The organism is Clostridium sp. JN-9 (assembly GCF_004103695.1).
Lineage (GTDB): Bacteria > Bacillota > Clostridia > Clostridiales > Clostridiaceae > JN-9.
Genome location: NZ_CP035280.1, coordinates 1,604,408 through 1,626,554, shown reverse-complemented (window position 1 = coordinate 1,626,554; position 22,147 = coordinate 1,604,408). Strand labels below are relative to the sequence as shown.

Here is a 22,147-nt window from a genome sequence, read left to right as displayed (position 1 = left end):
ATTTTACAATGTTTTTATTAAATACTAGCAAATCAATATAAATCAGCGGGCTGCGCCCTAAAACTTTTTTAGGTGCTAAACTTCTGAAGAATTATCTTCGGATTGTAAAAATTCCTTTAATAATCTGTAATCTTCAGATGAAAGCTCTAATTTTGAAAATAAATCTGGCCTTTTTGATTTTGTTATTCTAAGTGATATTGCTCTTCTCCACTTTCTTATTTTCTCATGATGACCACTGAGAAGTACCTCTGGGACTGCATATCCTTCAAAAACTGGCGGTCTTGTATATTGTGGATATTCCAAAACATTATTATAAAATGATTCCTCAATATAACTTTCAGAGGATGAAAGCACTCCTGGTACCAGCCTGCTTATGCTGTCGATAATGGGGATGCATGCCATTTCCCCCCCTGTTAAGACAAAATCACCTAATGATATTTCATCATCAATATATTTGTAAACCCTTTCGTCAATTCCTTCATAATGTCCACAAAGAAATATTAATTCTTTCTCTTTTGCAAGTTCCTTTGCAACTTCCTCATTAAATGTTCTTCCCCTAGGTCCCAAATATATTACTTTGCCGCAGCTATTGCTTTTTACTGCCCTAATACTATCTACAATGGGCTGTGCAGCCATTACCATTCCTGCCCCTCCACCATATGGATAATCATCAACTTTTTTGTGCTTATCTTTTGTATAGTCTCGAATATTTACTGTATTTATTTCCAGAATACCATTAGCAACTGCCCTTCCAATAATACTTTCATTAAAAATATTAAACATACCAGGAAATAATGTTAATATGTGAAATTTTACTGCCATTGATCTACCGGCTTTATTATAATCTTACTATTTTCTACATCCATTTTTATCACTACGCTTCTAAGAGCTGGAATTAGAAGTTCCTTTTCTCCTTTAATCCAATATACATCATTACTTCCTGTATGTATTATCTCATTTATCTTTCCAAGGTATACCCCATTTTCATCTTCTACATTGCAATCAATTATATCTGCTTCATAATATCTTCCCTCTGAAAGTTTAACTGCATCTTTTCTTTGAACTTTTAAAAGCTTAGTCTTATATTTTATTGCATCATTTATAGTATCTATGCCTTCAATTTTTAATATTACTTTATCTGATTGAAGTTTACACCATGATACCATCTTTTCATTATTATCAATATATACTTTTTTTAATTTTCTAAATCTTTTTAAGTCATCTGTCAATGGCAATATTTTTAACTCTCCATGTACACCATGAGAATTTATTATTTCACCAATTGTTATGAACTGTTCCATAGTATATCTCCTTATTATATTGAACAATTTGTAATCTTATCATCAAAAATATATTAGCAAAAAGAGTTAGGCGCACCTAACTCTTTAAATAATCTCAACAACAACCCTTTTATTTTCTTTAATTGCTGCTGCCCTTACCACAGTTCGTATAGCCTTAGCTATTCTTCCCTGCTTTCCTATAACTTTTCCCATATCTTCTGGTGCGACTTTTAATTCAAGAATAATGGATTGCTCTCCAGCAACCTCATTAACTTGAACCATATCTGGGTTGTCAACTAATGATTTAGCTATAATTTCAACTAATTCTTTCATATTTACACCCCCAGTAATTACTACTTGCCGCTATTTTCGCTAACTCCAGCCCTAGCAAAAAGCTTTTTAACTATATCAGTTGGCTGTGCACCATTTTTTACCCATTCAGTAGCTTTTTCACCATCTATTTTAATAACAGCTGGTTTTGTAGTTGGGTTATAGTAGCCTATCTCTTCGATAAATCTTCCATCTCTTGGTGATCTGGAATCTGCTACAACTACTCTGTAAAAAGGAGCTTTTTTAGCGCCCATTCTTCTTAATCTGATTTTTACTGCCATGTTATTTCACCTCCTTTACGGAATATAAACAATATATGCACTAAAGCTTATTTATTTATATTTGTTTCTATTTAAATGGAAATTTTCCAAATAATGCTGATTTCTTTGTAAATCCTTTCTGCATACCCTTCATTTGTTTCATCATTTTCTTCATAGCTTCAAAGTCTTTAAGCATTTTATTCACCTGTTGTATTGTAGTTCCGGATCCAGCGGATATTCTTTTTTTTCTTGAAGGGGAACTGCTTACTAATGAAGGATTTCTTCTTTCCTTTACTGTCATTGAATTAATAATTGCCTCTATTTTGGAGAACTCTTTTTCACTTTTACTTAAGTCCATACCTTTAAGTTCTTTACTATTGAATCCAGGAATCATTTCAACTAGTTTATTTAGCGGTCCCATCTTTTTCATTTGATTTATATATGATATAAAGTCCTCTAAATTAAATTCCTGGCTCATCAGTCTGCTGCTCATTTCTTTTGCCTGTTTCTCATCTATTGCCTGCTGAGCCTTCTCTATTAATGTAAGTACATCACCCATACCTAAAATTCTTGAAGCCATTCTGTCTGGGTAAAATACTTCCAGGTCACTCATTTTTTCTCCCATGCCAACAAATTTAATGGGTTTCCCACTCATGGCCTTAATTGATAATGCAGCACCACCCCTGGTATCACCATCAAGTTTAGTTAATATAACTCCTGTAATATCAAGCTTATCATTAAAGCTGCCTGCTACGTTAACTGCATCCTGACCTGTCATGGCATCTACAACAAGGAGAACTTCATTAGGTTTTACACTATTTTTAATATTTAATAGTTCATCCATTAATTCTTCATCAATGTGTAACCTTCCAGCAGTATCTATTATCACAGTATTTAAATTATTACTTTTAGCATATTCAATGCCAGCTTTTGATATATCTACAGGATTTACCTTGTCTCCCATAGTGAAAACCGGCACATCAATCTGCTTTCCCACTACCTGCAGCTGTTTAATTGCAGCTGGCCTGTATACATCGCAGGCAACCAGCAGTGCCTTTTTATTTTTCTTTCTTAGATGAAGTGCAAGTTTGCCAGCCATTGTGGTTTTTCCTGCTCCCTGAAGTCCTACAAGCATAATAACTGTTAATCCAGGGACAATATTCAATTGGCTTTCTGTGCTTCCCATAAGCTTGACAAGTTCTTCATCTACTATTTTAATAACCTGCTGGCCTGGAGTTAAACTTTCTAAGACATCACTACCAGTACATTTCTCACCCACATTTTTTATAAAATCCTTAACTATTTTATAATTAACGTCTGCCTCAAGCAATGCCAGCTTAACTTCTCTCATAGCTTCTTTTATATCTTTTTCTGTTAGTTTTCCCTTGCCCCTAAGCTTTTTCAATGTTTCCTGAAGTTTAGAAGCCAATCCCTCAAAAGCCATGATAAACCTCCTATAAGTTATCTAATTCATTTTTTAATAAAATCAGAGTTTCCTCACTTTTTTCATTTTTTTCTACTCTGATTATATCTTGAATTTTACATAATATTTTTTGCTTTTTATCATTAAAGATTTTGTTTTTTTCATATAGTTTTAATTTATCTTCATAGTTTAATAATGATTTATTACATCTTTTTATTATATCATACACAGCCTGCCTGGAAGTATTAGTTAACTCTGATATTTCCTGCAGGGATAAATCATCATTATAATACAGATCCATAATGTCATTTTGTTTATCTGTAAGTAAAATTCCATATATATCTAATAATAAGGATAACAAAATTCTTTCTTCCATATTATAATCAACTATTTACAGTTGAGTTCTCCTTTTTATTTAGTATTCTTTTAACATGATTTATAATACCAAAGAAATAAAGGGGTGTCAAGTACTTTTACTTAACACCTCTTAAATAATTCATATTCAAATAAATTCATTTAAAATAATGCTTCTACAAATTCCTCAGGATTAAATTCCTGCAGATCCTCAATGCCTTCACCCACTCCAATCATTGTTACAGGAATATTCAGCTGATGCTTAATAGAAATTACAATGCCTCCTTTTGCAGTTCCATCCAGCTTAGTTAAAATCAAGCCATCCAATGGACAAACCTCCATGAATTGTTTGGCCTGAAGAACTGCGTTTTGTCCAGTAGTTGCATCTAGTACAAGAAATGTTTTTTTCTTTGCATCACTGTACTCTCTGTCTATTATCCTATTGATTTTTCCAAGCTCATCCATTAAGTTCTTCTTGTTATGAAGCCTTCCAGCTGTATCACAAATTAACACATCAGTATTTCTTGCCTTTGCCGCTTGTATAGCATCAAATACAACTGCAGCAGGGTCTGACCCTTCCTGGTGCTTAATTATACTTACTCCTGCTCTTTCGCTCCAGACCTGCAGCTGATCTATTGCCGCTGCTCTGAAAGTATCTGCAGCTGCCATCAGGACTTTATAACCATTCTCTTTTAATCTGTATGCAATTTTCCCTATGGATGTTGTTTTTCCAACTCCATTAACTCCTATAATTAAAAGTACTTCTGGTATTTCTTTTGGAGAAATGCTTCCTTTTTCGTCTCCTAAAATGTCTATAATTACTTCCTTCAAACACTTTTTAACCAATGAAGGATCTGAAATTCTTTCTTCTTTAATCTTATCCTTTAATTTTTCAATTATAAAAAGTGTAGTTTCAACACCTATATCAGCACTAATTAATATTTCTTCAAGTTCTTCATATAAGTCATCATCAATGTAAACTGCCAGTTTAAGCATTTCATTTATCTTTCCAGTAAAATTATCCTTTGTTTTTGATAAACCTTCCTTTAATCTGTTAAAAAAACTTCCAAACATTCACTTACCTCCAATAATTATTCCATAGAATTTACAAAGCCTGAACTAAATCTACTGAAACTATCTTAGATACTCCTTTTTCCTGCATTGTTACTCCATATAGGGCATCACTTGCTTCCATTGTACCCTTTCTATGTGTAATTACTATAAATTGAATATTACTAGAAAACTTTCTTAAGAACTCTGAATACCTTATAACATTAGCATCATCAAGGGCAGCTTCTATTTCATCTAAAATACAGAATGGAGTAGGCTTCATTTTTAAGATAGCAAATAGCAATGCAATAGCCGATAATCCTTTTTCTCCTCCAGACATTAAATTAATGTTCTGAAGTTTTTTACCTGGGGGCTGTACTGTAATATCAATTACTCCTGTTAATTCATCCCCCTGGCTTAAAATTAAATCAGCACTGCCTCCCTTAAATAGCTCTCTGAAGGTTTCATTAAAGTTAACCCTTAATTTATTAAAATTTTCCTTAAAAACTACCTTCATTTTATTTGTCATATCCTGGATTACTGACAAAAGCTCGTCCTTTGCCTGTATTAAATCTTCCTTTTGAGCAGACATAAATGTATACTTTTCTTTTATGTCTTTATATTCTTCAATAGAGCCTACATTTACAGTGCCTAATGAACTAATTTTATTTTTTAATGCCTGAACTTCTTTCTTATAGCTATCTAAGTTATCTATATCACTTTTGTATTTTAGAGCTTCCGCATAAGTAATTTCAAGTTCCTCATTTAATTTGTTATATATACTTTCTTTTTCGGCATCATTTTTTGCCATTGCCACATCTATTTTATGAAGTTCATTTTCAAGTTTATTTATAAATAATTGAGATTGTTCCTTTGAAGCACCAGCTATATTAATTTTTTCTTTTATTTTAATTCTTTCTACTTCATAGTTCTTAAAATTTTCTTCCATGGATTTTAATTTGCCACTTAAATCGTTGATTTTAATTGTGCTGCATTGAATTTGCTTTTTTATTTCTTCTAATGAGCATGTATTCTGATGTTTTTCATTATTTAAGGTTTCTATTCTATTTCTTAATTCATTTATTTCCTTTTCCATTCTTTCCAAATCTTTAACCTTGGAAATGCAGTTTTCATCTACTTGAGCCTTTTTAATTTTTAATTTCAGTAATTTTTCTCTTATTTCTGAGACAAGCTTTCCCTTAGATTCTAGTTCATCCTCAAAATCAGAAATATTTTTTTCATTTTCTTCTTTTGTTTTCCTGAGTAAATTATAATCGGCAGACAATTTTTTACTATTCTCATTGTTAATATCTAATTGTTTTTTATTATTTTCTATCTCATTATTAGACACAATTAAATTTTGCGATAATCTTCTGCTTTCTTCTTTAATACTATTTATTCTGGCTTCAATTTTTGTAGTTTCTATCTTCTCCTGATAAACTTTGTCCTTTAAATTTAAACAGATGTTATCTAATTCTTTTATTTCAGACTTGATTTCTATAATTTCAGTGCTATATTTATCTATATTATTTTTGGATTGTATCAGCCTTCCATTGATCTCTTCAATTTCTCTTTTTCTGCTTATTATGTTGGAACTCCTGTGTGATATACTTCCGCCGGTTAAAGATCCTCCTGGGTTTACAACTTCCCCCTGGAGTGTTACAATCTTAAAACTATAATTTATTGACCTTGCTATATTTAAAGCGCTGTCCATATCAGATGCTATTATTGTACGTCCAAGTAAAAACTCTACAGCACTTTTAAACTCATTATTGTAATTTACTAAATTACTTGCAATGCCCACATATCCTTTTATTTTTTCAATGAACTTTATGCTGTCAATATTCCTTCCCTTTACTATATTTAAGGGTAAAAACGTTGCTCTTCCAATATTATTTTGCTTTAAATAACCTATTAGTTTCTTAGCTACTAAATCATCTTTAGTTATTATGTCTGAAATTGCCCCGCCTAATGCAATTTCAATAGCTGCTTCAAGTTCTTTTTTAACTTCTATTACTTCACCCAAAACATTGATACTATTCTTAGGTATTTGAATTTTATTATCCTTTATATGACGCATAAGTACTTTTACTGATCTTGTGTATCCCTCATACTGCTTTTCAAGGTTTATCAGCATTTGCTGGTTTGCCTCCATCTTACTGAATAAATTATTCTCAAGTTTTAAATCATTTTCCGCCTTTAGCAAGGTACCGCTTAATAAAGCTATTTTCTTTCTCTTATCTTTTATAGTATTTTCATATTGTTCTATGTTATTTTTTATATTTTTCATCTGTTCATTAAGCATAGCTTCTGTTGTTAAATTAATTTTTCTGGAATTACTGTAACTTTCAACAGATACCTTTAAATTTTCAAGTCTTTTTTTAATAGAATCATTTTCATTGCTCAAGTTTAAAATATCATTATTTTTTTGAGCCATTTTACTTAATATATCTACCTGATCATTTTTTAAGTCTTTAATTTTTTCTTCCTTACTTACCAAGTCCTCATTGATACTAATAGCATTGTTCTCAATGCTTACTATATCATTATTTAATTTGGATTGTTCTCCCTGGATTACTTTAACATTATTGACTTCAGTATCCTTAACTTTTTTTATATTCCCAAGCTTTAAATCTATTTCACCAATTTCCTCTGATATTCTGGTTTGATTTTTATTTATATTTTCTATTCTTTCATCTAGTAGATTATTATCTGAAATCAAGCTCTGAAGTTTGCTTTTACTTTCAAAATATATACTTTTTTCATTACCGGCATTTTTATCAAATTTTTCAAGTTCATCATTATATTTTTGCAATTCCAGTTCTATTGAATCATTGTTCTTCTTTGCCTCATTATATTTATGCCTATTATCTTCCAATTCATTATTTAATAAATTTATTTTATTTTGCACCTTATCAATTGAATGAACTATTAAGTTTACTTCTCTGCCCTTTAAATTCTCAGATAACTGCAGAAATAATTTTGCCTTTTCACTTTCAATTTTTAAGGGCTCTATCCTATCCTCATATGTACTTATAATATCACAAATCCTCACTAGATTTTGGTCAGTATTTTCTAATTTTTTTTCAGCCTCTTCCTTCCTCCACTTGAACTTTACTATACCAGCTGCTTCTTCTAATATACTTCTTCTTTCCTCAGGCTTTCCGCTTAATACAGCTTCTATTTTACCTTGCCCAATGATAGAATAACCTTCTTTTCCTATACCAGTGTCCATAAATAGCTGATTAACATCTTTTAGTCTGCATTGTGTGCCGTTAATATAGTACTCACTTTCCCCTGATCTGTATAATCTCCTGGTTATAGTCACTTCGGAATAATCTAAAGACAATTCATGGTCTGAATTATCTAATACCAATGATACCTGACATAACCCCACAGGCTTTCTAAATTGGGTGCCTGCAAAGATTACATCTTCCATTTTACCGCCTCTAAGGCTTTTTACACTCTGCTCACCAAGTACCCATCTGACGGCATCTGAAATATTACTTTTACCGCTGCCATTTGGACCAACAATTGTTGTTACACCTTTTTTAAAGTTCAATTCTGTTTTATCAGCAAAGGATTTGAATCCTCTTATTTCAATTGATTTTAAAAACATAGTTACACTCCTTTGAATCTATCTAAATAGCATTGGCAAAAGGCTTATCACAAACATTATAATCATAAAATATACTAACATTCTAGTAATTTTGTCTCTTTTCTTTTTTTTCATAGCTTTACTACCTACCTTTAAATAAATAAACAGCCTTCTTAAGACTGTTTATAAATATTAATATTTCCTATAATTTTATATTATAACATAAAAAATATCAATGAATTATATACTTGTAATTTATGTAGTATTTTTTGCAAAGTATATAGATTTGATCAATAAATTCAATATTTATTTTTTATCTTGGTTCGATGACAAATTTTATAGCAGTTCTATCCTGCCCATCAATTGATATTTCTGAAAAGCCAGGGATAACAATTAAATCCATACCATTAGGAGCTACGAAACCTCTTGTAATAGCAATTGCTTTTATAGCTTGATTTACTGCTCCAGCTCCAACAGCCTGTATTTCAGCTTTGCTGTTTTCTCTTAGTACTGCAGCCAGGGCACCTGCAACTGATTTTGGTTGTGATTGAGATGATACTCTTAATAATTCCATAAACATTCCCTCCTGATTTTACTACAAAATAAATATATATACATAGGAAAGAATTCTATATGATGCTAAGATTTCCTTCTTTATACTTTTTATTTATATATTCATATTTTGACAGTATCTTACTGACGGAGTCATGCTTTACCATATAAGTTCCCTCACTTAAAGATTCCATCTGCTGTATTATAATTGTTTTGGTATTAATATGCTCTTTCATGTCATTAAAAAATTTCTTTTTATAAGCATATAATTTAGATATCTCCCTTGGGTTAATGCATATAGTTATGGATTTACTTTTTAAATGGCCTATTTCCTCCAAAAGCATATCATTAATAATTGAACTTTCTACCAATTCCCTAAAAGCCGGGTGGAATGGCCCTGATATGATTTCTCTTCCTTCATTTATCTCTTCTGTTGGCTGAAGGCCCATTCTTATAACATTAATATGGCTGTTTGTAAATAATCCATATAATACCTTGCTGATTTTAACCGCATCCATCAATGAATAGGGTTTATAAGAAGATGAGTTATACATAATTTCCATAGGTGTATTTCTAATTACTAAAGCTGGATATATCCTTGCAATACTTGGGCCAATATTTATAACTTTTAGAGTGGTTTCTATATCTTTCTTAAAAGTATCTCCTGGAAGTCCAATCATTATTTGATGGCCTAGTGTAAATCCATATTCCTTAATCAAAGCTGATGCATTTATTACATCATTTTCGCTGTGGCCTCTTCCTGATTTCAGCAATACTTCTTCATCTAAAGATTGAACCCCTAATTCAATAATGTCCACTGAATACTTTTTTAAATTATCTAAAATAGTCCTATCAATATAATCTGGTCTGGTAGACAGCCTGATATAATTTATTTTTCCATTTTCCTTGTATGTTTTTGCAACAGATAATAATTCTCTTTGTTTCTCCATTGGTATTGCTGTAAATGTTCCTCCATAAAATGAAACCTCTACAATAGACTTTTCAATGTTTATATTTACAAGATATTTGTCAATTGTCTCCTTAACAAATTTTGCATCTACTTTATTACTTGCTCCTGTAATGCTATTTTGATTGCAAAACACGCAATTGTGAGGACATCCCTCATGTGGAACAAAAATTGGAATAATATAATGTGATTTACTCATTTTTATTATCCTCCAGATTTTTAAGGGCTTCCTTAGCTGCAGCTTGCTGAGACTCTTTTTTGCTATATCCCATTCCATAGCCGCAGATTTTGTCATTAACTATAACCTGTGTAAAAAATTTTCTTCTATGAGGTGGTCCTTCAAACTTATCAAGGTTATAAACTATTGATACATCTCCATTTTTCTGAAGTACCTCCTGAAGCTTGGTTTTATAATCAATTATTATTTTATCATTCATTGCCTTTAATATTACATCTTCAAAATAATGCTGAATAAATTTCATAGCCTTTTCAAAACCACTATCTAAATAAATTGCAGCAATTATTGCCTCTACGCAATCTGCTAATATTGATACTCTCTCCCTGCCGCCGGTTAGTTCCTCTCCCTTACTCATAAGTATGTATTCTCCAAGATTCCACTCTTTAGCAATTTCATAAAGTGAATTTTCACATACTATTAATGCTCTCAGCTTTGTAAGCTCGCCTTCACTTTTATTTTTAAATCTATTAAATAAAATATCGGAAATACATATCTGCAAAACTGAGTCACCTAAAAACTCCAGTCTTTCATAATATTTCATGTTCTGCTTCTGTTTTGCATATGAACTATGAGTTAAAGCTATATTTAAAAGTTCCAGATTTTTAAAAGAAATTTGAAGTTTAAACTCCAGCTCATTTAATAAATTACTTCTTTCTATCATTAATCTACCCCTTAGCCTTTAGAGTTCATTCTTCAATATGCTATATAAATAGCACATTCAAGAATAAACTGTTTATTTATATATAATTTTGTATAAATATAAAGCCCCGTGATGCAAACGGGGTCTTAGATTATTCCTCTGTATGAGCTTTTATGTATTCAACAACATCGTTAACTGTTGAAATCTTTTCAGCATCTTCGTCTGGTATTTCAAGATCAAACTCTGTTTCTAATGCCATAATCAACTCTACTATATCAAGAGAATCTGCTCCTAGGTCATCTACAAATGATGAATCTATAGAAATTTCATCTGCATCAATTCCTAATTGTTCAGATATAATATTTTTTATTTTTTCAAATATCATACTTTCACCTCCTATGAACTTCATAAGTAAATAATATTACATAAGCTTAAAACCGTCAACATAAAATAATATTTACTTTAAAAAGATATTTATTCAAAAATTTTGTAATTAGCAATTTACTGCTGGTTTATGGGATTCATTTCTAATTCATTTTTTATCTTATCAATTAGCTTATTATCGCAGGCCTTTTTTGCCTGCCATATGGCATTTTTAATTGCTTTACCATCAGAGCTTCCATGTGCCTTAATACAAATACCTTTTACTCCTAAAAAAGCAGCTCCGCCGTATTCCTTATAATCGAATTTCTTTTTAAATCCCTTAAATACTGGTGTTAACAGCATTCCTCCTATTTTACTCATAGTAGATGACATTATTTCTTTTTTTAACATGCTGAATATATTGAAAGCAACCCCTTCATACATCTTCAGTACTGTATTTCCTACAAACCCATCACAAACTAAAATATTCACGTCACCACTTGAAATATCTCTTGGTTCAATATTACCAGCAAAATTTAATGATGAATTCTTTAGCAGCTGATAAGCTGATTTAGTTAATTCATTGCCCTTTTCTTCTTCTACCCCAATATTAATAAGTCCAATAGTCGGGTTGTTAACTGACATGAAGTTCTGGAAAAACACCTTTCCCATAACGGCAAATTGAAGTAAATTTAAAGGTTTGCACTCAGCATTTGCTCCACAGTCTATAACCATAAAAGGTCCATTTTTGCCAGGTATAACAGGTGCTATAGCTGGTCTGTCTATACCTTTAATTCTTCCCACTATAAAAAGTGATCCTGCCATAAAAGCACCCGTACTTCCAGCTGATACAACTCCTTCAGCTTCACCCTTTTTTACAAGTTCAATTGCTTTGTATAAGCTGGAATCTTTTTTCCTTCTAATGGCCATAACTGGAGGTTCATTAGTACTGATAACTTCAGTTGCATTTAATATGGTAATTTTCTCTTTAGGATATTGGTATTTTTCAAGCTCACTGCGTATAGCATCTTCCGGACCGGTTATTATAAGTTCAACACCAAATTCCTTTACAGCCATTACAGAGCCCTCAACGATGGCAGAAGGTGAATTATCTCCTCCCATTCCATCAATAGCTATCTTCATATCTCATTCCCCCTCATTTAAATATAAAAGTTGTAAAAATAAAAGAAAGTCAAATGACTTTCTTCTAATTACTTTTCCACAGCTACAACTTCTTTGCCCTTATAATATCCGCAGTTTTTACATACTCTATGAGCAAGTTTCATTTCATGACACTGAGGACACTCAACGATTCCTGGTAAGCTTAATTTAAAAGTCTGAGCTCTTCTTGAATCTCTTCTACCTTTTGAAAATCTTCTAGCTGGATTTCCCACAGTAAACACCTCCTTAATCTGTCAAAACAAATCTTTTAGCTTAGCTAATCTTGGATCTATATCATCTTTAACACAATTACAAACTGAGTTATTGAGATTTGACCCGCATTGCTGGCATAAGCCCTTGCAATTCTCCTTACACAACCTTTTTATGGGTAATGTGAGTATAATATTATTTACTATTATTTCTGTGATATCAATGGTATCACTATCTAAAAAGATGACATCAACATCTTCATTAGCTATTATGTTTGAAAATTTTTCATTTATCTTTAAATTTATATCATATGGAAAAGGTTCTAAACATCTTGAACATATAAGTTGTATTTTTGTTTTTACTGTTCCTGTTAGATTAATTATATCACCTATTATATTTATGCTGCCATTAAAAACTATTGGACTTAAAAATTCTATTTCTTCATTTGAATCATTAAAGGATTTTTCTTCAATAGTTAAGTCAAGTTCCTTGGAAATCTTTTTCTTGGATAGTAAATCTTTCAAATCAACAAACATATAATCACCTCGATGTAATAACCACAATTTATTATATAAGCTGGGTAATTAAAAGTCAAGTATTTTTGATATACAGAGTTTTATATGTAATGATATAACTGAGCTGCCAAATGGCGCTCAGTTATATATAAACTATAGTGAATTGACTATTTTTACAGTGTCTTTTGCAATCATAAGCTCTTCATTTGTAGGTATAACAAATACCTTTACCTTAGAATCATCTGTACTTACTTCCTTTGCAATTCCTCTGCATTTGTTCTTTTCATGATCTATCTTAATGCCAAGGAACTCCAATCCCTTGCATGATTGTTCTCTGCATTCAAATGAATTTTCTCCAAGTCCTGCAGTAAATACAACGCAGTCTACTCCGCCCATTACAGCAGCATATGATCCAATGAATTTTCTTACTTTATAGTAGAAAACATCTAAAGCTAATTTAGCCCTTGAATTTCCCTTTTCTGCAGCAGATTCAATATCCCTGAAATCACTGCTGATACCTGAAATCCCAAGTACTCCGGATTCTTTATTTAATAAATTGTTAACCTTATCAATATCCATATTAAGCTCTTCCATTAAGAAAGGAATAATAGCTGGATCTATACTTCCGCATCTGGTACCCATTGCTATTCCTTCAAGTGGAGTAAATCCCATACTGGTTTCAACAGATTTACCTCCATCTACTGCACATAAACTTGCACCATTTCCCAGGTGACATGTTATTATCTTTAAATCTTCAATGTTCTTTCCCATCATTTTAGCTGCTTCATTTGATACGAATCTGTGAGAAGTTCCATGAAATCCATATTTTCTCACTCCATTATTTTTGTATAATTCATAAGGCAGAGGATATATATAAGCATATTCAGGTATAGTTTGATGAAATGCTGTATCAAACACAGCCACCATTGGAGTGTCTGGCATTAACTGTTTACATGCTTCAATTCCAATAATGTTTGGTGGATTATGTAGTGGTGCAAGCTTCACACATTCTTTAAGTGCCTTCATCACAACATTATCTATAAGCACTGAATTGTCATATTTTTCTCCACCATGAACAACTCTGTGTCCTACAGCTCCTATTTCTGACATATTGGAAATTACGCCATGTTCTTTATCCACAAGTGCATCCAGAACTAATTTTATTGCATCTTTGTGGTCTTTCATAGGCTGCTGAATAATATATTTTTCACCCTTTGCCTTTTGAGTTAAAATAGATCCATCAATACCTATTCTTTCAACTAATCCTTTTGCTAAAACATTTTCATTTTCCATATCAATTAACTGATATTTCAATGAAGAGCTTCCGCAATTAATTACTAGTACTTTCATAATTTTTACCTCCCCTTAGTAAAATTTTATTATGAATTTTGAGCTTGGACCGCAGTCACAGCTACAACGTTAACTATATCATCTGAGGAACATCCTCTTGACAAATCATTAATAGGCTTAGCAAACCCCTGGCATACTGGTCCTATAGCTTCAGCTTTGGCAAATCTTTGAACTAATTTATATCCAATGTTACCTGACTGCAAGTCTGGGAAAATCAATACATTTGCCCTTCCAGCAACTTTACTGTTTGGTGCCTTTAAATCAGCAACTTTTTTTACTATAGCAGCATCAAGCTGCAATTCTCCATCTATTTCTATGTCTTTGCGCATTCCCCTTGCAATTTCAACTGAATTTCTCACCTTATCAACCAGTTCATGGTCTGCACTTCCCATAGTTGAAAATGAGAGCATTGCAACTTTTGGTTCTATGCCGCATAAATTTTTAGCAGTATCTGCTGTGCTTATTGCTATTGAAGCTAATTGCTCTGTGGTTGGATTTGGGTTTACTGCACAGTCTGCGAATAAAAGTAACCCTGAATCTCCAAATTCACATTCAGGCACCATCATAATAAATGTACTTGAAACCACACTTACACCTGGTGCAGTTTTAATTATTTGAAGACCTGGTCTTAATAAATCTCCTGTAGTATGAATTGCACCAGATACCATACCATCAGCATCGCCCATCTTTACCATCATTGTGGCAAAATAAAGAGGATCTTTAACTATCTTTGCTGCTTTTTCTGGTGTCATTCCCTTTTTCTTTCTTAATTCATAAAATTCATTTGCATAACTTGAAGCCTTTTCATCATTTTCAGGGTCTCTAATTTCAACTCCATCAATGTTCACTCCAAGCTTTGCTGCATTTTCAGTGATGACTTTTTTATTTCCCACCAAAATCAATTCTGCAAGACCATTGTTCCTGATTTTCTCAGAAGCTTGTAAATTTCTTTCTTCTTCTCCTTCTGGAAGCACAATTCTCTTTTTATCTTTTTGTGCTAACTTCCAGATTTTGTTCATAAGTTCCATGTTCATTTCTCCCTTCATATTAGGACATTTCTTAATAACGTATACATATATACTATAATCTATTTAGTATATCATTTTCAAGAAAAAATACTTTAATTTTTCATATTATGATTAATTTAATTGTAATTAACTTAAAAATGCTAACTTATTCATATAAATTGTTGACTGGTAATAAATTTACTGATACTTTTTAATTATACCCATATTAGTAAATTCATACTTAATTAATAGAAAATAATTGGAGGAGATATTTTGAAGTTAACTGGTATAGTAGCTGAATACAATCCGTTTCATAATGGACATGAATATCATATTAAAAAATCTATAGAACAGACAAATTGTGACGGCATAGTTGCAGTAATGAGCGGTAATTTTGTTCAAAGGGGTCTCCCTGCTATAGTTGATAAATGGACACGGGCAGAAATGGCATTGCTAAATGGTGTTGATTTGGTTATTGAACTGCCTGTAATATACAGCGTATCTTCAGCAGAATTTTTTTCATTTGGAGCTGTATCTTTATTGAATAGTATAGGTGTTATAGAAAATATATGCTTTGGGTGTGAAACAGAAGATTCAGAAGCATTATTTCAAATTGCCAGGATTTTTAATGATGAGCCGCAGGAATATAAAGTTCTTTTGACTAATTACTTAGCTTTAGGCAATTCATTCCCAAAGGCCAGGACAATGGCTATGGAAAAATATTATAAAACACATTGTGATAAGCATGACATTACTTCTATTATAAGTCTTCCCAATAATATTCTTGCCATAGAATATTATAAAAGTCTTATAAAGCTCAATAGCAGAATAACTGCTTCCCCAATAAAACGGTTAGGTTCAAATTACAATGATAAAAGATTGAATAGTAAATTTGCATCAGCTACTGCCATAAGAGAATTTTTTAAAGATAACAAAAATATAGAAGATGTCAGGAATTACATACCCTTAAATTCCTTTAATATTCTTTCATATTTAAATAATAAAAATTACTCTTTGCTCACAGGAGATGAAATGCTGGATTTTATAAAATATAGATTTTACTCAGGTGATAAAACACTTAATAAACTTCCTGATGCATCTGAGGGATTAGATAATAGAATTTATAAATTTATTGATAAAAGCAGCAGCCTCAATAGTTTAATAGAAATGGTTAAAACCAAGCGCTATACATATAGCAGAATCAGTAGATTATTGTGTCAGTACTTTTTATTATTTGACAGGTTTAATTATTCAGAACTTAGATCCATGCAATGCCCATATGCAAGAATATTAGGATTTAATAATAATGGAAGGGAAATAATAAGGGAAATGAAAAAAAACAGCAGCATACCTATAATAACAAAAATACCTAATAAAATTAACGATACATTGAGAGCAGATATATTTGCTACTAAAGCTTATAGCTTACTTAATAATCATGTGGTAAGTAATGCCGATTATTTAAATAGCCCTGTAATAATTAAAAACTGATGAATTAAAACCAGATTTAAAAAATATATTAGTATAAACTATTATTTAGGAGAATTAAATTGTTGCATTTTATTTTATATCTGGCAATTTTAATTATATTAATTTTAATTTTTATATTATTAAAAAATAAAAGCATTATCATTGTTGCTTTTTCAACACTGATAATATTTGAATTTATTTTTCAGCCTGATATTTGCATTGAAGGCACATTGACTGGTGCCAGGTTATTTTATTATAAAGTATTTCCCTCTATTTTCCCATTTTTGATAATATGTAATATACTAATAAACTATGATGGAGTGAAAATATATGCCAGATACTTTGGAGCTTTTTTGTGCAAGCCTTTAAGATTACCTATTCAATGCAGTTTTGTTATTATAACTAGTATATTGTGTGGTTATCCTCTTGGCAGTAAATATGCCAGTGAAATATATAATAAACAGCTAATCTCCTATAATACATATAAGAGGTTATTAAATATTGCTTCAAATGCAAGTCCATTATTTATAATAGGTTCAGTAGGCACATCCATGCTGAATAATAGTAATATTGGGTATTTACTTTTTTTTTCAAATATTATTTCCTGTATTTTAATGAGTTTAGTTTTACCTGCAGCTAAAGAAAAAAAAATAGATAATTACAATGCCGGTAATTATCTGCCAGGTACTAAAGATTTTGGTTCAGTAATTAAAAGTAGTATAGATTCCTCTATAACAAATACCCTATCAATAGGTGGTTTTGTTATCTTATTTTCTGTAATAATATCGATAATTAAAAATAGCAGTATTGTAAATTTGTTGGTTAATATTATTTCAACATTGTCAAACATTAACAGCACAATTATAAAAAGTTTATTATTAGGTGTAGTTGAAATTACTAATGGATGTTCATTAATCTCACAGTCAGATATGAATATGCTGACTAAAATTTCAATAATATCATTTTTTATTGGATTCAGCGGAATTTCAATTATTTTTCAAGTAAACTCTTTCATATATAAATATAATGTTTCAATTAAGACATATGTATTTAATAAATTTATTCAAGGAGTATTTTGTTCAATTATCAGCGTAATTTTATTTAGTATTATGAGAGTAAATTTGTACAACAGCAATGTACCTGCAGTGTCCTTAGTAACTAATCCCATATTTAATAAGTACTATATAATTTATTTTATTTCTGCTATTCCATTGGTTTTAGTATTATTAAAAAATATAAAATATTTTATAAGGAATCATTTATTATAATTTCTTAATTCCTTAATATTTTCTCTGATTTCCCCAGAGGAATTAGTGATTTTCGATTCAAGCTGCTGGAAAAAATCCTCAGCTTCTTTTTTTATATTTCCAATGAGTATATTTCCTCTTGAATTTATTTCTCTATCCAGTTCAGAAAGCACTTCATCAGCATAATCCCTTGCTCCAAGTCTCATAGCCTTTGCATCTCTTTGGGCAGAAGAAATTATCTGCTGTGCTTTGGCTTCGGCTTCTCTCGTTATATCATGATTTTCTATTTGTTTCTTAAGTAATTCCATATTTTGATTTTTTATTTCATCTGATTGCGCAACAGCTTCGCTTAAGATCCTTTCTTTTTCTTCATAAACCCATTGTGCCTTTTTAAATTCATCAGGTAAATTATTAATTATCTTATCTATTACCTCCAGTACTTCTTTTTTGTCTACCATTGCTTTACCAGTAATAGGTACTTTACTTGAAGTTTCAATTATTTCCTGGAGATATTCCAATAATTTAATTATATCCATAAATAATCCCCCCACTTATTTTTGAATTTTATTTAATATCTCACTGACAATTTCATCAGGAACAAAATCCTTAATGGATCCTCCAAACATAGCAACTTGTTTTACAGCTGTAGAGCTTAAATAAAATGTTTCTGCATCCGTCATCATGAAAACAGTTTCAATATTATGATCTAACTTTTTATTAATATGTGACATTTGAAACTCATATTCAAAATCAGAAACTGCACGCAAACCTTTAATTATTATGCTGGCATTTTTTTCTTTCATGTAATTTACAAGAAGCCCGCTAAAACTTTCAACTTTTACATTTGGAATATCCTTAGTTACTTTTTTAATTAATCTTACTCTTTCATCAATATTAAAAAGTCCAACCTTATTAGGGTTAATTAGTACAGAAACTATAACTTCATCAAAAATTCGGGATGCCCTCCTAATAATATCCAAATGTCCTTTAGTAATTGGATCAAAACTTCCTGGATATACTGCAGTTTTCATTTTAGTCCTCCTTAAGCTTATAAAAACAAATTGTTGTGTTACCATATTTTCTTTTATCATACAACACTATATTTTTTGAGCCTTCATAAATTATTTCTTTACTATCAATTTTAGTTACAATTACTCCATCAGATGCAAGCATATTATATTTTTCAACTAATTCAACAGCTAAAGGAATCATATCCTTAGCATATGGCGGATCTATAAAAATAATATCAAATACCCCTTTATTTTCGCCCAATCTTTTTATAACTTCATATGTATCATCATTAAAACTACTGCATATATCATCAAATTTTAAATTTATAATATTTTGTTTTAATAATGGATATGTTTCAGGGCTCTTATCAATTAGATAGCAATGACTTGCTCCTCTGCTTGCAGCTTCCAGGCCCAAGCTTCCAGTGCCTGCAAAAGCATCCAGTACATTCGACCCGTAAGTTTTATCCTGCAAAATATCAAACATTGATTCCTTAATTCTATCTAAGGTAGGCCTTGTTACCATACTTTCAGGTGACAGCAATTTACGTCCTTTTGCAAGACCTGCAATTATTCTCATTTATTTGTCCTCCTTATATGTTTTTCTTTTTAATATTCTAGCATATTTATACATATTATACAAAACTAATTTTACTATATATTGATTATTATAGATTAATTATTAAAAGGTATGCACATTAAAGCACATACCTAAAAAACTATCTTCCCTGAATTAGCTGATGCTCAGCCATTTCAATTAATTTTTTTACCATCTGTCCTCCAACTGAACCGCATTCTCTGGAGGTCATGTCTCCCCAATATCCATCTTGTGGTACATTTACTCCAATTTCATCTGCTGATTCATATTTAAACTGTCTTAATGCATTTTTAGCCTCTGGAACTGCTTTTTGATTTCTTGAACCATTGCTCATAATAGCACCTCCAATAAACTTTTTGTACTTTTTAAGTACATTAATATCTTGCCCTAAAGTATTATAAATACTCTGGTAATTGGAGGTTCATTGTACCTAAAATTCAAATACAGTAATGATTAATTAAAACAAATATATTTTGAGCTGTGTTCAATTTTTTTCATTATACACCTTAAAAAATCCTTCTGTTCCTCTGATTCAGTGTTAATGACTTTTTTTGCTTCTTCATTTGCAGCTTTTAATATATTTATATCATCTGGTAAGCTGCATAATATTAGACCATTATCTCCATGCTGTCTTAATCCAAAAATCTCACCACTGCCTCTTATCTTAAAATCCTGCTCAGAGATATAAAATCCATCATTGCTTGATTTCATAATCTCCATTCTTTTTCTTATAATATCATTTTTTATGTCTGCAATGAGAATACAATATGATTTATGGTTTCCTCTTCCAACTCTTCCTCTTAATTGATGGAGCTGTGCTAACCCAAATCTCTCTGCATTTTCAATTATCATAACTGTAGCATTTGGTACATTTATTCCAACCTCAATTACAGTTGTAGAAATAATAGCTGAAATTTCACCTTTCTTGAACTCCTCCATAATTAGATCTTTTTCTTTTGAAGTCATTCTTCCATGTAAAATTTTTATATTAAAATTTTTAAAATATTTCTCTTTTAATTGTTCATATAATTTTTTTACAGAATTTAATTTTAAATCTTCATTTTCTTCTACCAATGGGCACACAATATATATCTGTCTTCCTTCCTTAAGCTGCTGCACAGCAAATCTGTATGCTCTGTCTTTGCTATGTTCACTAATATAATATGTATCTATCTTTTGTCTTCCCGGAGGCAGTTCATCTATTACAGATATATCCAGATCGCCATACAAATATAATGAAAGCGTCCTTGGTATAGGTGTTGCACTCATAACTAAAATATCTGCATTACTTCCCTTATTTATAAGCTTGCTTCTTTGAGATACTCCAAATCTATGCTGTTCATCTGTAACAATTAATCCTAAGTTTTTGAATTCAACATCATCTTCCAATAATGCATGTGTGCCAATTAATATATCAATTATACCAAGCTTAACATTTTCTTTTATTTTGTTTTTTTCCTTTTTACTTTGACTTCCGCTTAATATTTCAATATTAACATTGAAATTGTCTAATAATTTTTTAGTTTCTTCAAGATGTTGATTTGCTAATATTTCAGTTGGTGCCATCATAGCAACCTGATATCCATTCTTAACCACATTGAGCATACTTATAATTGCCACAATTGTTTTACCGCTTCCAACGTCTCCCTGTACAAGTCTATTCATTATTTTATTACTTTTCTGATCTAATAAGATTTCCCTAATACACCTGTTTTGAGCATTAGTTAAAGAGTATGGAAGTAATTCTTTAAATCTGGTTAAATCTTTTGAGATTGAATATATATTGCCACTTTTGTTTTTCTGTCTATATTTTTTTAACATTAATATTTTAAGGGAATAGGTAAATAATTCTTGAAATTTCAATCTTCTTACAGCTTCTTTAAGCTTATATTCATCCTTTGGATTATGGATATTTTTAATGGCATCATCCAAAGAACAAAAATTATATTTTAATATTATATTCTGTGGTAAATTTTCCTCTATATATATCTGTGACAAAACTTCATTTACCAATTTTATAACTGTTGAATTTTTCAGGTTATTTGTTAATGGATATTTGGGTACAACTTTACTAAATGTATTATTTTCTGCTTCATTTTCACTGTCTTTAATTAATTTGGGATTTGCCATGCAAAGTCTGCCTTTATAATTTTGAATCTTACCTTCAAATAAATATTCATCATTAACTTTTATATATTTTTTTATATATGGCTGATTGAACCATTTCAATTCAATTATGCTTCCCCCAGTATTAAGCTCAGCATTAGTTAAGTTTTTTCCTGTTCTTGTTCTGATATTTCCCCTTATATTTTCTATTATACCTTTAACTATAACTTTACCAGAAGCATTTTCCTCATTATTTTTATAATTTGTAATTATATCATAGTCCCTGGGAAAGTATAATATTAAATCCATAACTGTAAATATGAGACACTTATTTAACATATTAAGTGTTTTGGGTCCTACACCTTTTAAAGTAGAAATATCACTATAAACATCCATAAAATTCTCCTTTGTTTTTCAA

General features: G+C 30.7%; 24 protein-coding genes. 2 read left to right on the top strand and 22 right to left on the bottom strand.

Annotation, left to right across the window (positions count from 1 at the left end):
- Nucleotides 1-75: 75 nt before the first annotated feature.
- From trmD to pta, 17 genes are all read right to left on the bottom strand, one after another.
- Nucleotides 76-822 carry a tRNA (guanosine(37)-N1)-methyltransferase TrmD gene (gene trmD / locus EQM05_RS07880; protein ID WP_128749525.1) on the bottom strand — a complete coding sequence of 249 codons (747 nt, stop codon included), beginning with the start codon at nucleotides 820-822 and terminating at the stop codon, nucleotides 76-78.
- A complete protein-coding gene (gene rimM / locus EQM05_RS07875; protein ID WP_128749524.1) occupies nucleotides 813-1,301 on the bottom strand; it encodes a ribosome maturation factor RimM in 489 nt (162 codons plus the stop codon). Before rimM ends, trmD begins: the two co-directional genes overlap by 10 nt.
- Nucleotides 1,302-1,385: 84 nt before the next feature.
- Entirely contained in the window at nucleotides 1,386-1,613 is a 228-nt protein-coding gene (locus tag EQM05_RS07870) for a KH domain-containing protein (protein WP_128749523.1), read from the bottom strand.
- A gap of 20 nt (nucleotides 1,614-1,633) precedes the next feature.
- The gene (rpsP, locus tag EQM05_RS07865) at nucleotides 1,634-1,891 is read right to left on the bottom strand and encodes a 30S ribosomal protein S16 (RefSeq protein ID WP_128749522.1); all 258 of its coding nucleotides are present in this window, start codon (nucleotides 1,889-1,891) and stop codon (nucleotides 1,634-1,636) included.
- A gap of 67 nt (nucleotides 1,892-1,958) precedes the next feature.
- On the bottom strand, nucleotides 1,959-3,314 hold the full coding sequence (ffh, locus tag EQM05_RS07860; protein ID WP_128749521.1) for a signal recognition particle protein: 1,356 nt from the start codon (nucleotides 3,312-3,314) through the stop codon (nucleotides 1,959-1,961).
- A gap of 10 nt (nucleotides 3,315-3,324) precedes the next feature.
- The gene (locus EQM05_RS07855; protein WP_128749520.1) at nucleotides 3,325-3,669 is read right to left on the bottom strand and encodes a putative DNA-binding protein; all 345 of its coding nucleotides are present in this window, start codon (nucleotides 3,667-3,669) and stop codon (nucleotides 3,325-3,327) included.
- A 140-nt stretch (nucleotides 3,670-3,809) separates the two neighbouring features.
- On the bottom strand, nucleotides 3,810-4,721 hold the full coding sequence (ftsY, locus tag EQM05_RS07850) for a signal recognition particle-docking protein FtsY (RefSeq protein ID WP_128749519.1): 912 nt from the start codon (nucleotides 4,719-4,721) through the stop codon (nucleotides 3,810-3,812).
- A gap of 31 nt (nucleotides 4,722-4,752) precedes the next feature.
- Nucleotides 4,753-8,316 carry a chromosome segregation protein SMC gene (smc, locus tag EQM05_RS07845; protein WP_128749518.1) on the bottom strand — a complete coding sequence of 1,188 codons (3,564 nt, stop codon included), beginning with the start codon at nucleotides 8,314-8,316 and terminating at the stop codon, nucleotides 4,753-4,755.
- A gap of 292 nt (nucleotides 8,317-8,608) precedes the next feature.
- Complete coding sequence (locus EQM05_RS07835) at nucleotides 8,609-8,869, bottom strand: stage V sporulation protein S (protein ID WP_128749516.1); 261 nt, start codon at nucleotides 8,867-8,869, stop codon at nucleotides 8,609-8,611.
- Nucleotides 8,870-8,924: 55 nt separating this feature from the next.
- Nucleotides 8,925-10,013, bottom strand: a complete 1,089-nt coding sequence (locus tag EQM05_RS07830) for a radical SAM protein (RefSeq protein WP_128749515.1) — start codon at nucleotides 10,011-10,013, stop codon at nucleotides 8,925-8,927.
- Nucleotides 10,006-10,713 carry a ribonuclease III gene (gene rnc, locus EQM05_RS07825; protein ID WP_128749514.1) on the bottom strand — a complete coding sequence of 236 codons (708 nt, stop codon included), beginning with the start codon at nucleotides 10,711-10,713 and terminating at the stop codon, nucleotides 10,006-10,008. The genes EQM05_RS07830 and rnc overlap by 8 nt, the downstream gene beginning before the upstream one ends.
- A 130-nt stretch (nucleotides 10,714-10,843) precedes the next feature.
- A complete protein-coding gene (gene acpP / locus EQM05_RS07820) occupies nucleotides 10,844-11,077 on the bottom strand; it encodes an acyl carrier protein (protein ID WP_128751067.1) in 234 nt (77 codons plus the stop codon).
- A gap of 116 nt (nucleotides 11,078-11,193) precedes the next feature.
- Nucleotides 11,194-12,198 carry a phosphate acyltransferase PlsX gene (plsX, locus tag EQM05_RS07815; protein ID WP_128749513.1) on the bottom strand — a complete coding sequence of 335 codons (1,005 nt, stop codon included), beginning with the start codon at nucleotides 12,196-12,198 and terminating at the stop codon, nucleotides 11,194-11,196.
- 68 nt (nucleotides 12,199-12,266) lie between these two features.
- A complete protein-coding gene (gene rpmF / locus EQM05_RS07810; RefSeq protein ID WP_128749512.1) occupies nucleotides 12,267-12,449 on the bottom strand; it encodes a 50S ribosomal protein L32 in 183 nt (60 codons plus the stop codon).
- 21 nt (nucleotides 12,450-12,470) lie between these two features.
- Nucleotides 12,471-12,962, bottom strand: a complete 492-nt coding sequence (locus EQM05_RS07805) for a DUF177 domain-containing protein (RefSeq protein WP_128749511.1) — start codon at nucleotides 12,960-12,962, stop codon at nucleotides 12,471-12,473.
- A 132-nt stretch (nucleotides 12,963-13,094) separates the two neighbouring features.
- Nucleotides 13,095-14,291: an acetate kinase gene (locus tag EQM05_RS07800; RefSeq protein WP_128749510.1), complete on the bottom strand. Its 1,197-nt coding sequence runs from the start codon at nucleotides 14,289-14,291 to the stop codon at nucleotides 13,095-13,097.
- Between the two features lie 29 nt (nucleotides 14,292-14,320).
- Nucleotides 14,321-15,319, bottom strand: coding sequence for a phosphate acetyltransferase (gene pta / locus EQM05_RS07795; protein ID WP_128751066.1), 999 nt, complete (start codon nucleotides 15,317-15,319; stop codon nucleotides 14,321-14,323).
- A gap of 252 nt (nucleotides 15,320-15,571) precedes the next feature.
- Here pta and EQM05_RS07790 point away from each other — a divergent pair, with 252 nt between their 5' ends.
- Together EQM05_RS07790 and ylbJ are read left to right on the top strand one after the other, a co-directional pair.
- Nucleotides 15,572-16,789, top strand: coding sequence for a nucleotidyltransferase (locus EQM05_RS07790; RefSeq protein ID WP_128749509.1), 1,218 nt, complete (start codon nucleotides 15,572-15,574; stop codon nucleotides 16,787-16,789).
- Nucleotides 16,790-16,848: 59 nt separating this feature from the next.
- Nucleotides 16,849-18,036: a sporulation integral membrane protein YlbJ gene (gene ylbJ, locus EQM05_RS07785; RefSeq protein ID WP_164917238.1), complete on the top strand. Its 1,188-nt coding sequence runs from the start codon at nucleotides 16,849-16,851 to the stop codon at nucleotides 18,034-18,036.
- Here ylbJ and EQM05_RS07780 read toward each other — a convergent pair.
- From EQM05_RS07780 to recG, 5 genes are all read right to left on the bottom strand, one after another.
- Nucleotides 18,024-18,551 carry an ATPase gene (locus EQM05_RS07780; protein ID WP_128749507.1) on the bottom strand — a complete coding sequence of 176 codons (528 nt, stop codon included), beginning with the start codon at nucleotides 18,549-18,551 and terminating at the stop codon, nucleotides 18,024-18,026. The genes ylbJ and EQM05_RS07780 overlap by 13 nt on opposite strands.
- 15 nt (nucleotides 18,552-18,566) lie before the next feature.
- Nucleotides 18,567-19,046 carry a pantetheine-phosphate adenylyltransferase gene (coaD, locus tag EQM05_RS07775; RefSeq protein ID WP_128749506.1) on the bottom strand — a complete coding sequence of 160 codons (480 nt, stop codon included), beginning with the start codon at nucleotides 19,044-19,046 and terminating at the stop codon, nucleotides 18,567-18,569.
- A gap of 1 nt (nucleotide 19,047) precedes the next feature.
- Entirely contained in the window at nucleotides 19,048-19,605 is a 558-nt protein-coding gene (rsmD, locus tag EQM05_RS07770) for a 16S rRNA (guanine(966)-N(2))-methyltransferase RsmD (protein WP_128749505.1), read from the bottom strand.
- Between the two features lie 139 nt (nucleotides 19,606-19,744).
- Complete coding sequence (locus tag EQM05_RS07765; protein WP_128749504.1) at nucleotides 19,745-19,957, bottom strand: alpha/beta-type small acid-soluble spore protein; 213 nt, start codon at nucleotides 19,955-19,957, stop codon at nucleotides 19,745-19,747.
- Nucleotides 19,958-20,076: 119 nt separating this feature from the next.
- A complete protein-coding gene (gene recG, locus EQM05_RS07760; protein ID WP_128749503.1) occupies nucleotides 20,077-22,125 on the bottom strand; it encodes an ATP-dependent DNA helicase RecG in 2,049 nt (682 codons plus the stop codon).
- Nucleotides 22,126-22,147 lie beyond the last annotated feature (22 nt).

Excerpts from the sequence above, each read along its gene's own strand:
- recG (WP_128749503.1), bottom strand. The coding sequence starts at position 22,125 with ATGGATGTTTATAGTGATATTTCTACTTTAAAAGGTGTAGGACCCAAA.
- rimM (WP_128749524.1), bottom strand. The coding sequence starts at position 1,301 with ATGGAACAGTTCATAACAATTGGTGAAATAATAAATTCTCATGGTGTA.
- EQM05_RS07870 (WP_128749523.1), bottom strand. The coding sequence starts at position 1,613 with ATGAAAGAATTAGTTGAAATTATAGCTAAATCATTAGTTGACAACCCA.
- EQM05_RS07800 (WP_128749510.1), bottom strand. The coding sequence starts at position 14,291 with ATGAAAGTACTAGTAATTAATTGCGGAAGCTCTTCATTGAAATATCAG.
- coaD (WP_128749506.1), bottom strand. The coding sequence starts at position 19,046 with ATGAAAACTGCAGTATATCCAGGAAGTTTTGATCCAATTACTAAAGGA.
- pta (WP_128751066.1), bottom strand. The coding sequence starts at position 15,319 with ATGGAACTTATGAACAAAATCTGGAAGTTAGCACAAAAAGATAAAAAG.
- EQM05_RS07830 (WP_128749515.1), bottom strand. The coding sequence starts at position 10,013 with ATGAGTAAATCACATTATATTATTCCAATTTTTGTTCCACATGAGGGA.
- EQM05_RS07765 (WP_128749504.1), bottom strand. The coding sequence starts at position 19,957 with ATGAGCAATGGTTCAAGAAATCAAAAAGCAGTTCCAGAGGCTAAAAAT.
- ftsY (WP_128749519.1), bottom strand. The coding sequence starts at position 4,721 with ATGTTTGGAAGTTTTTTTAACAGATTAAAGGAAGGTTTATCAAAAACA.
- ffh (WP_128749521.1), bottom strand. The coding sequence starts at position 3,314 with ATGGCTTTTGAGGGATTGGCTTCTAAACTTCAGGAAACATTGAAAAAG.
- EQM05_RS07855 (WP_128749520.1), bottom strand. The coding sequence starts at position 3,669 with ATGGAAGAAAGAATTTTGTTATCCTTATTATTAGATATATATGGAATT.
- EQM05_RS07835 (WP_128749516.1), bottom strand. The coding sequence starts at position 8,869 with ATGGAATTATTAAGAGTATCATCTCAATCACAACCAAAATCAGTTGCA.
- EQM05_RS07780 (WP_128749507.1), bottom strand. The coding sequence starts at position 18,551 with ATGGATATAATTAAATTATTGGAATATCTCCAGGAAATAATTGAAACT.
- rpsP (WP_128749522.1), bottom strand. The coding sequence starts at position 1,891 with ATGGCAGTAAAAATCAGATTAAGAAGAATGGGCGCTAAAAAAGCTCCT.
- plsX (WP_128749513.1), bottom strand. The coding sequence starts at position 12,198 with ATGAAGATAGCTATTGATGGAATGGGAGGAGATAATTCACCTTCTGCC.
- EQM05_RS07805 (WP_128749511.1), bottom strand. The coding sequence starts at position 12,962 with ATGTTTGTTGATTTGAAAGATTTACTATCCAAGAAAAAGATTTCCAAG.
- rnc (WP_128749514.1), bottom strand. The coding sequence starts at position 10,713 with ATGATAGAAAGAAGTAATTTATTAAATGAGCTGGAGTTTAAACTTCAA.
- trmD (WP_128749525.1), bottom strand. The coding sequence starts at position 822 with ATGGCAGTAAAATTTCACATATTAACATTATTTCCTGGTATGTTTAAT.
- rsmD (WP_128749505.1), bottom strand. The coding sequence starts at position 19,605 with ATGAGAATAATTGCAGGTCTTGCAAAAGGACGTAAATTGCTGTCACCT.
- acpP (WP_128751067.1), bottom strand. The coding sequence starts at position 11,077 with ATGATATTTGAAAAAATAAAAAATATTATATCTGAACAATTAGGAATT.
- smc (WP_128749518.1), bottom strand. The coding sequence starts at position 8,316 with ATGTTTTTAAAATCAATTGAAATAAGAGGATTCAAATCCTTTGCTGAT.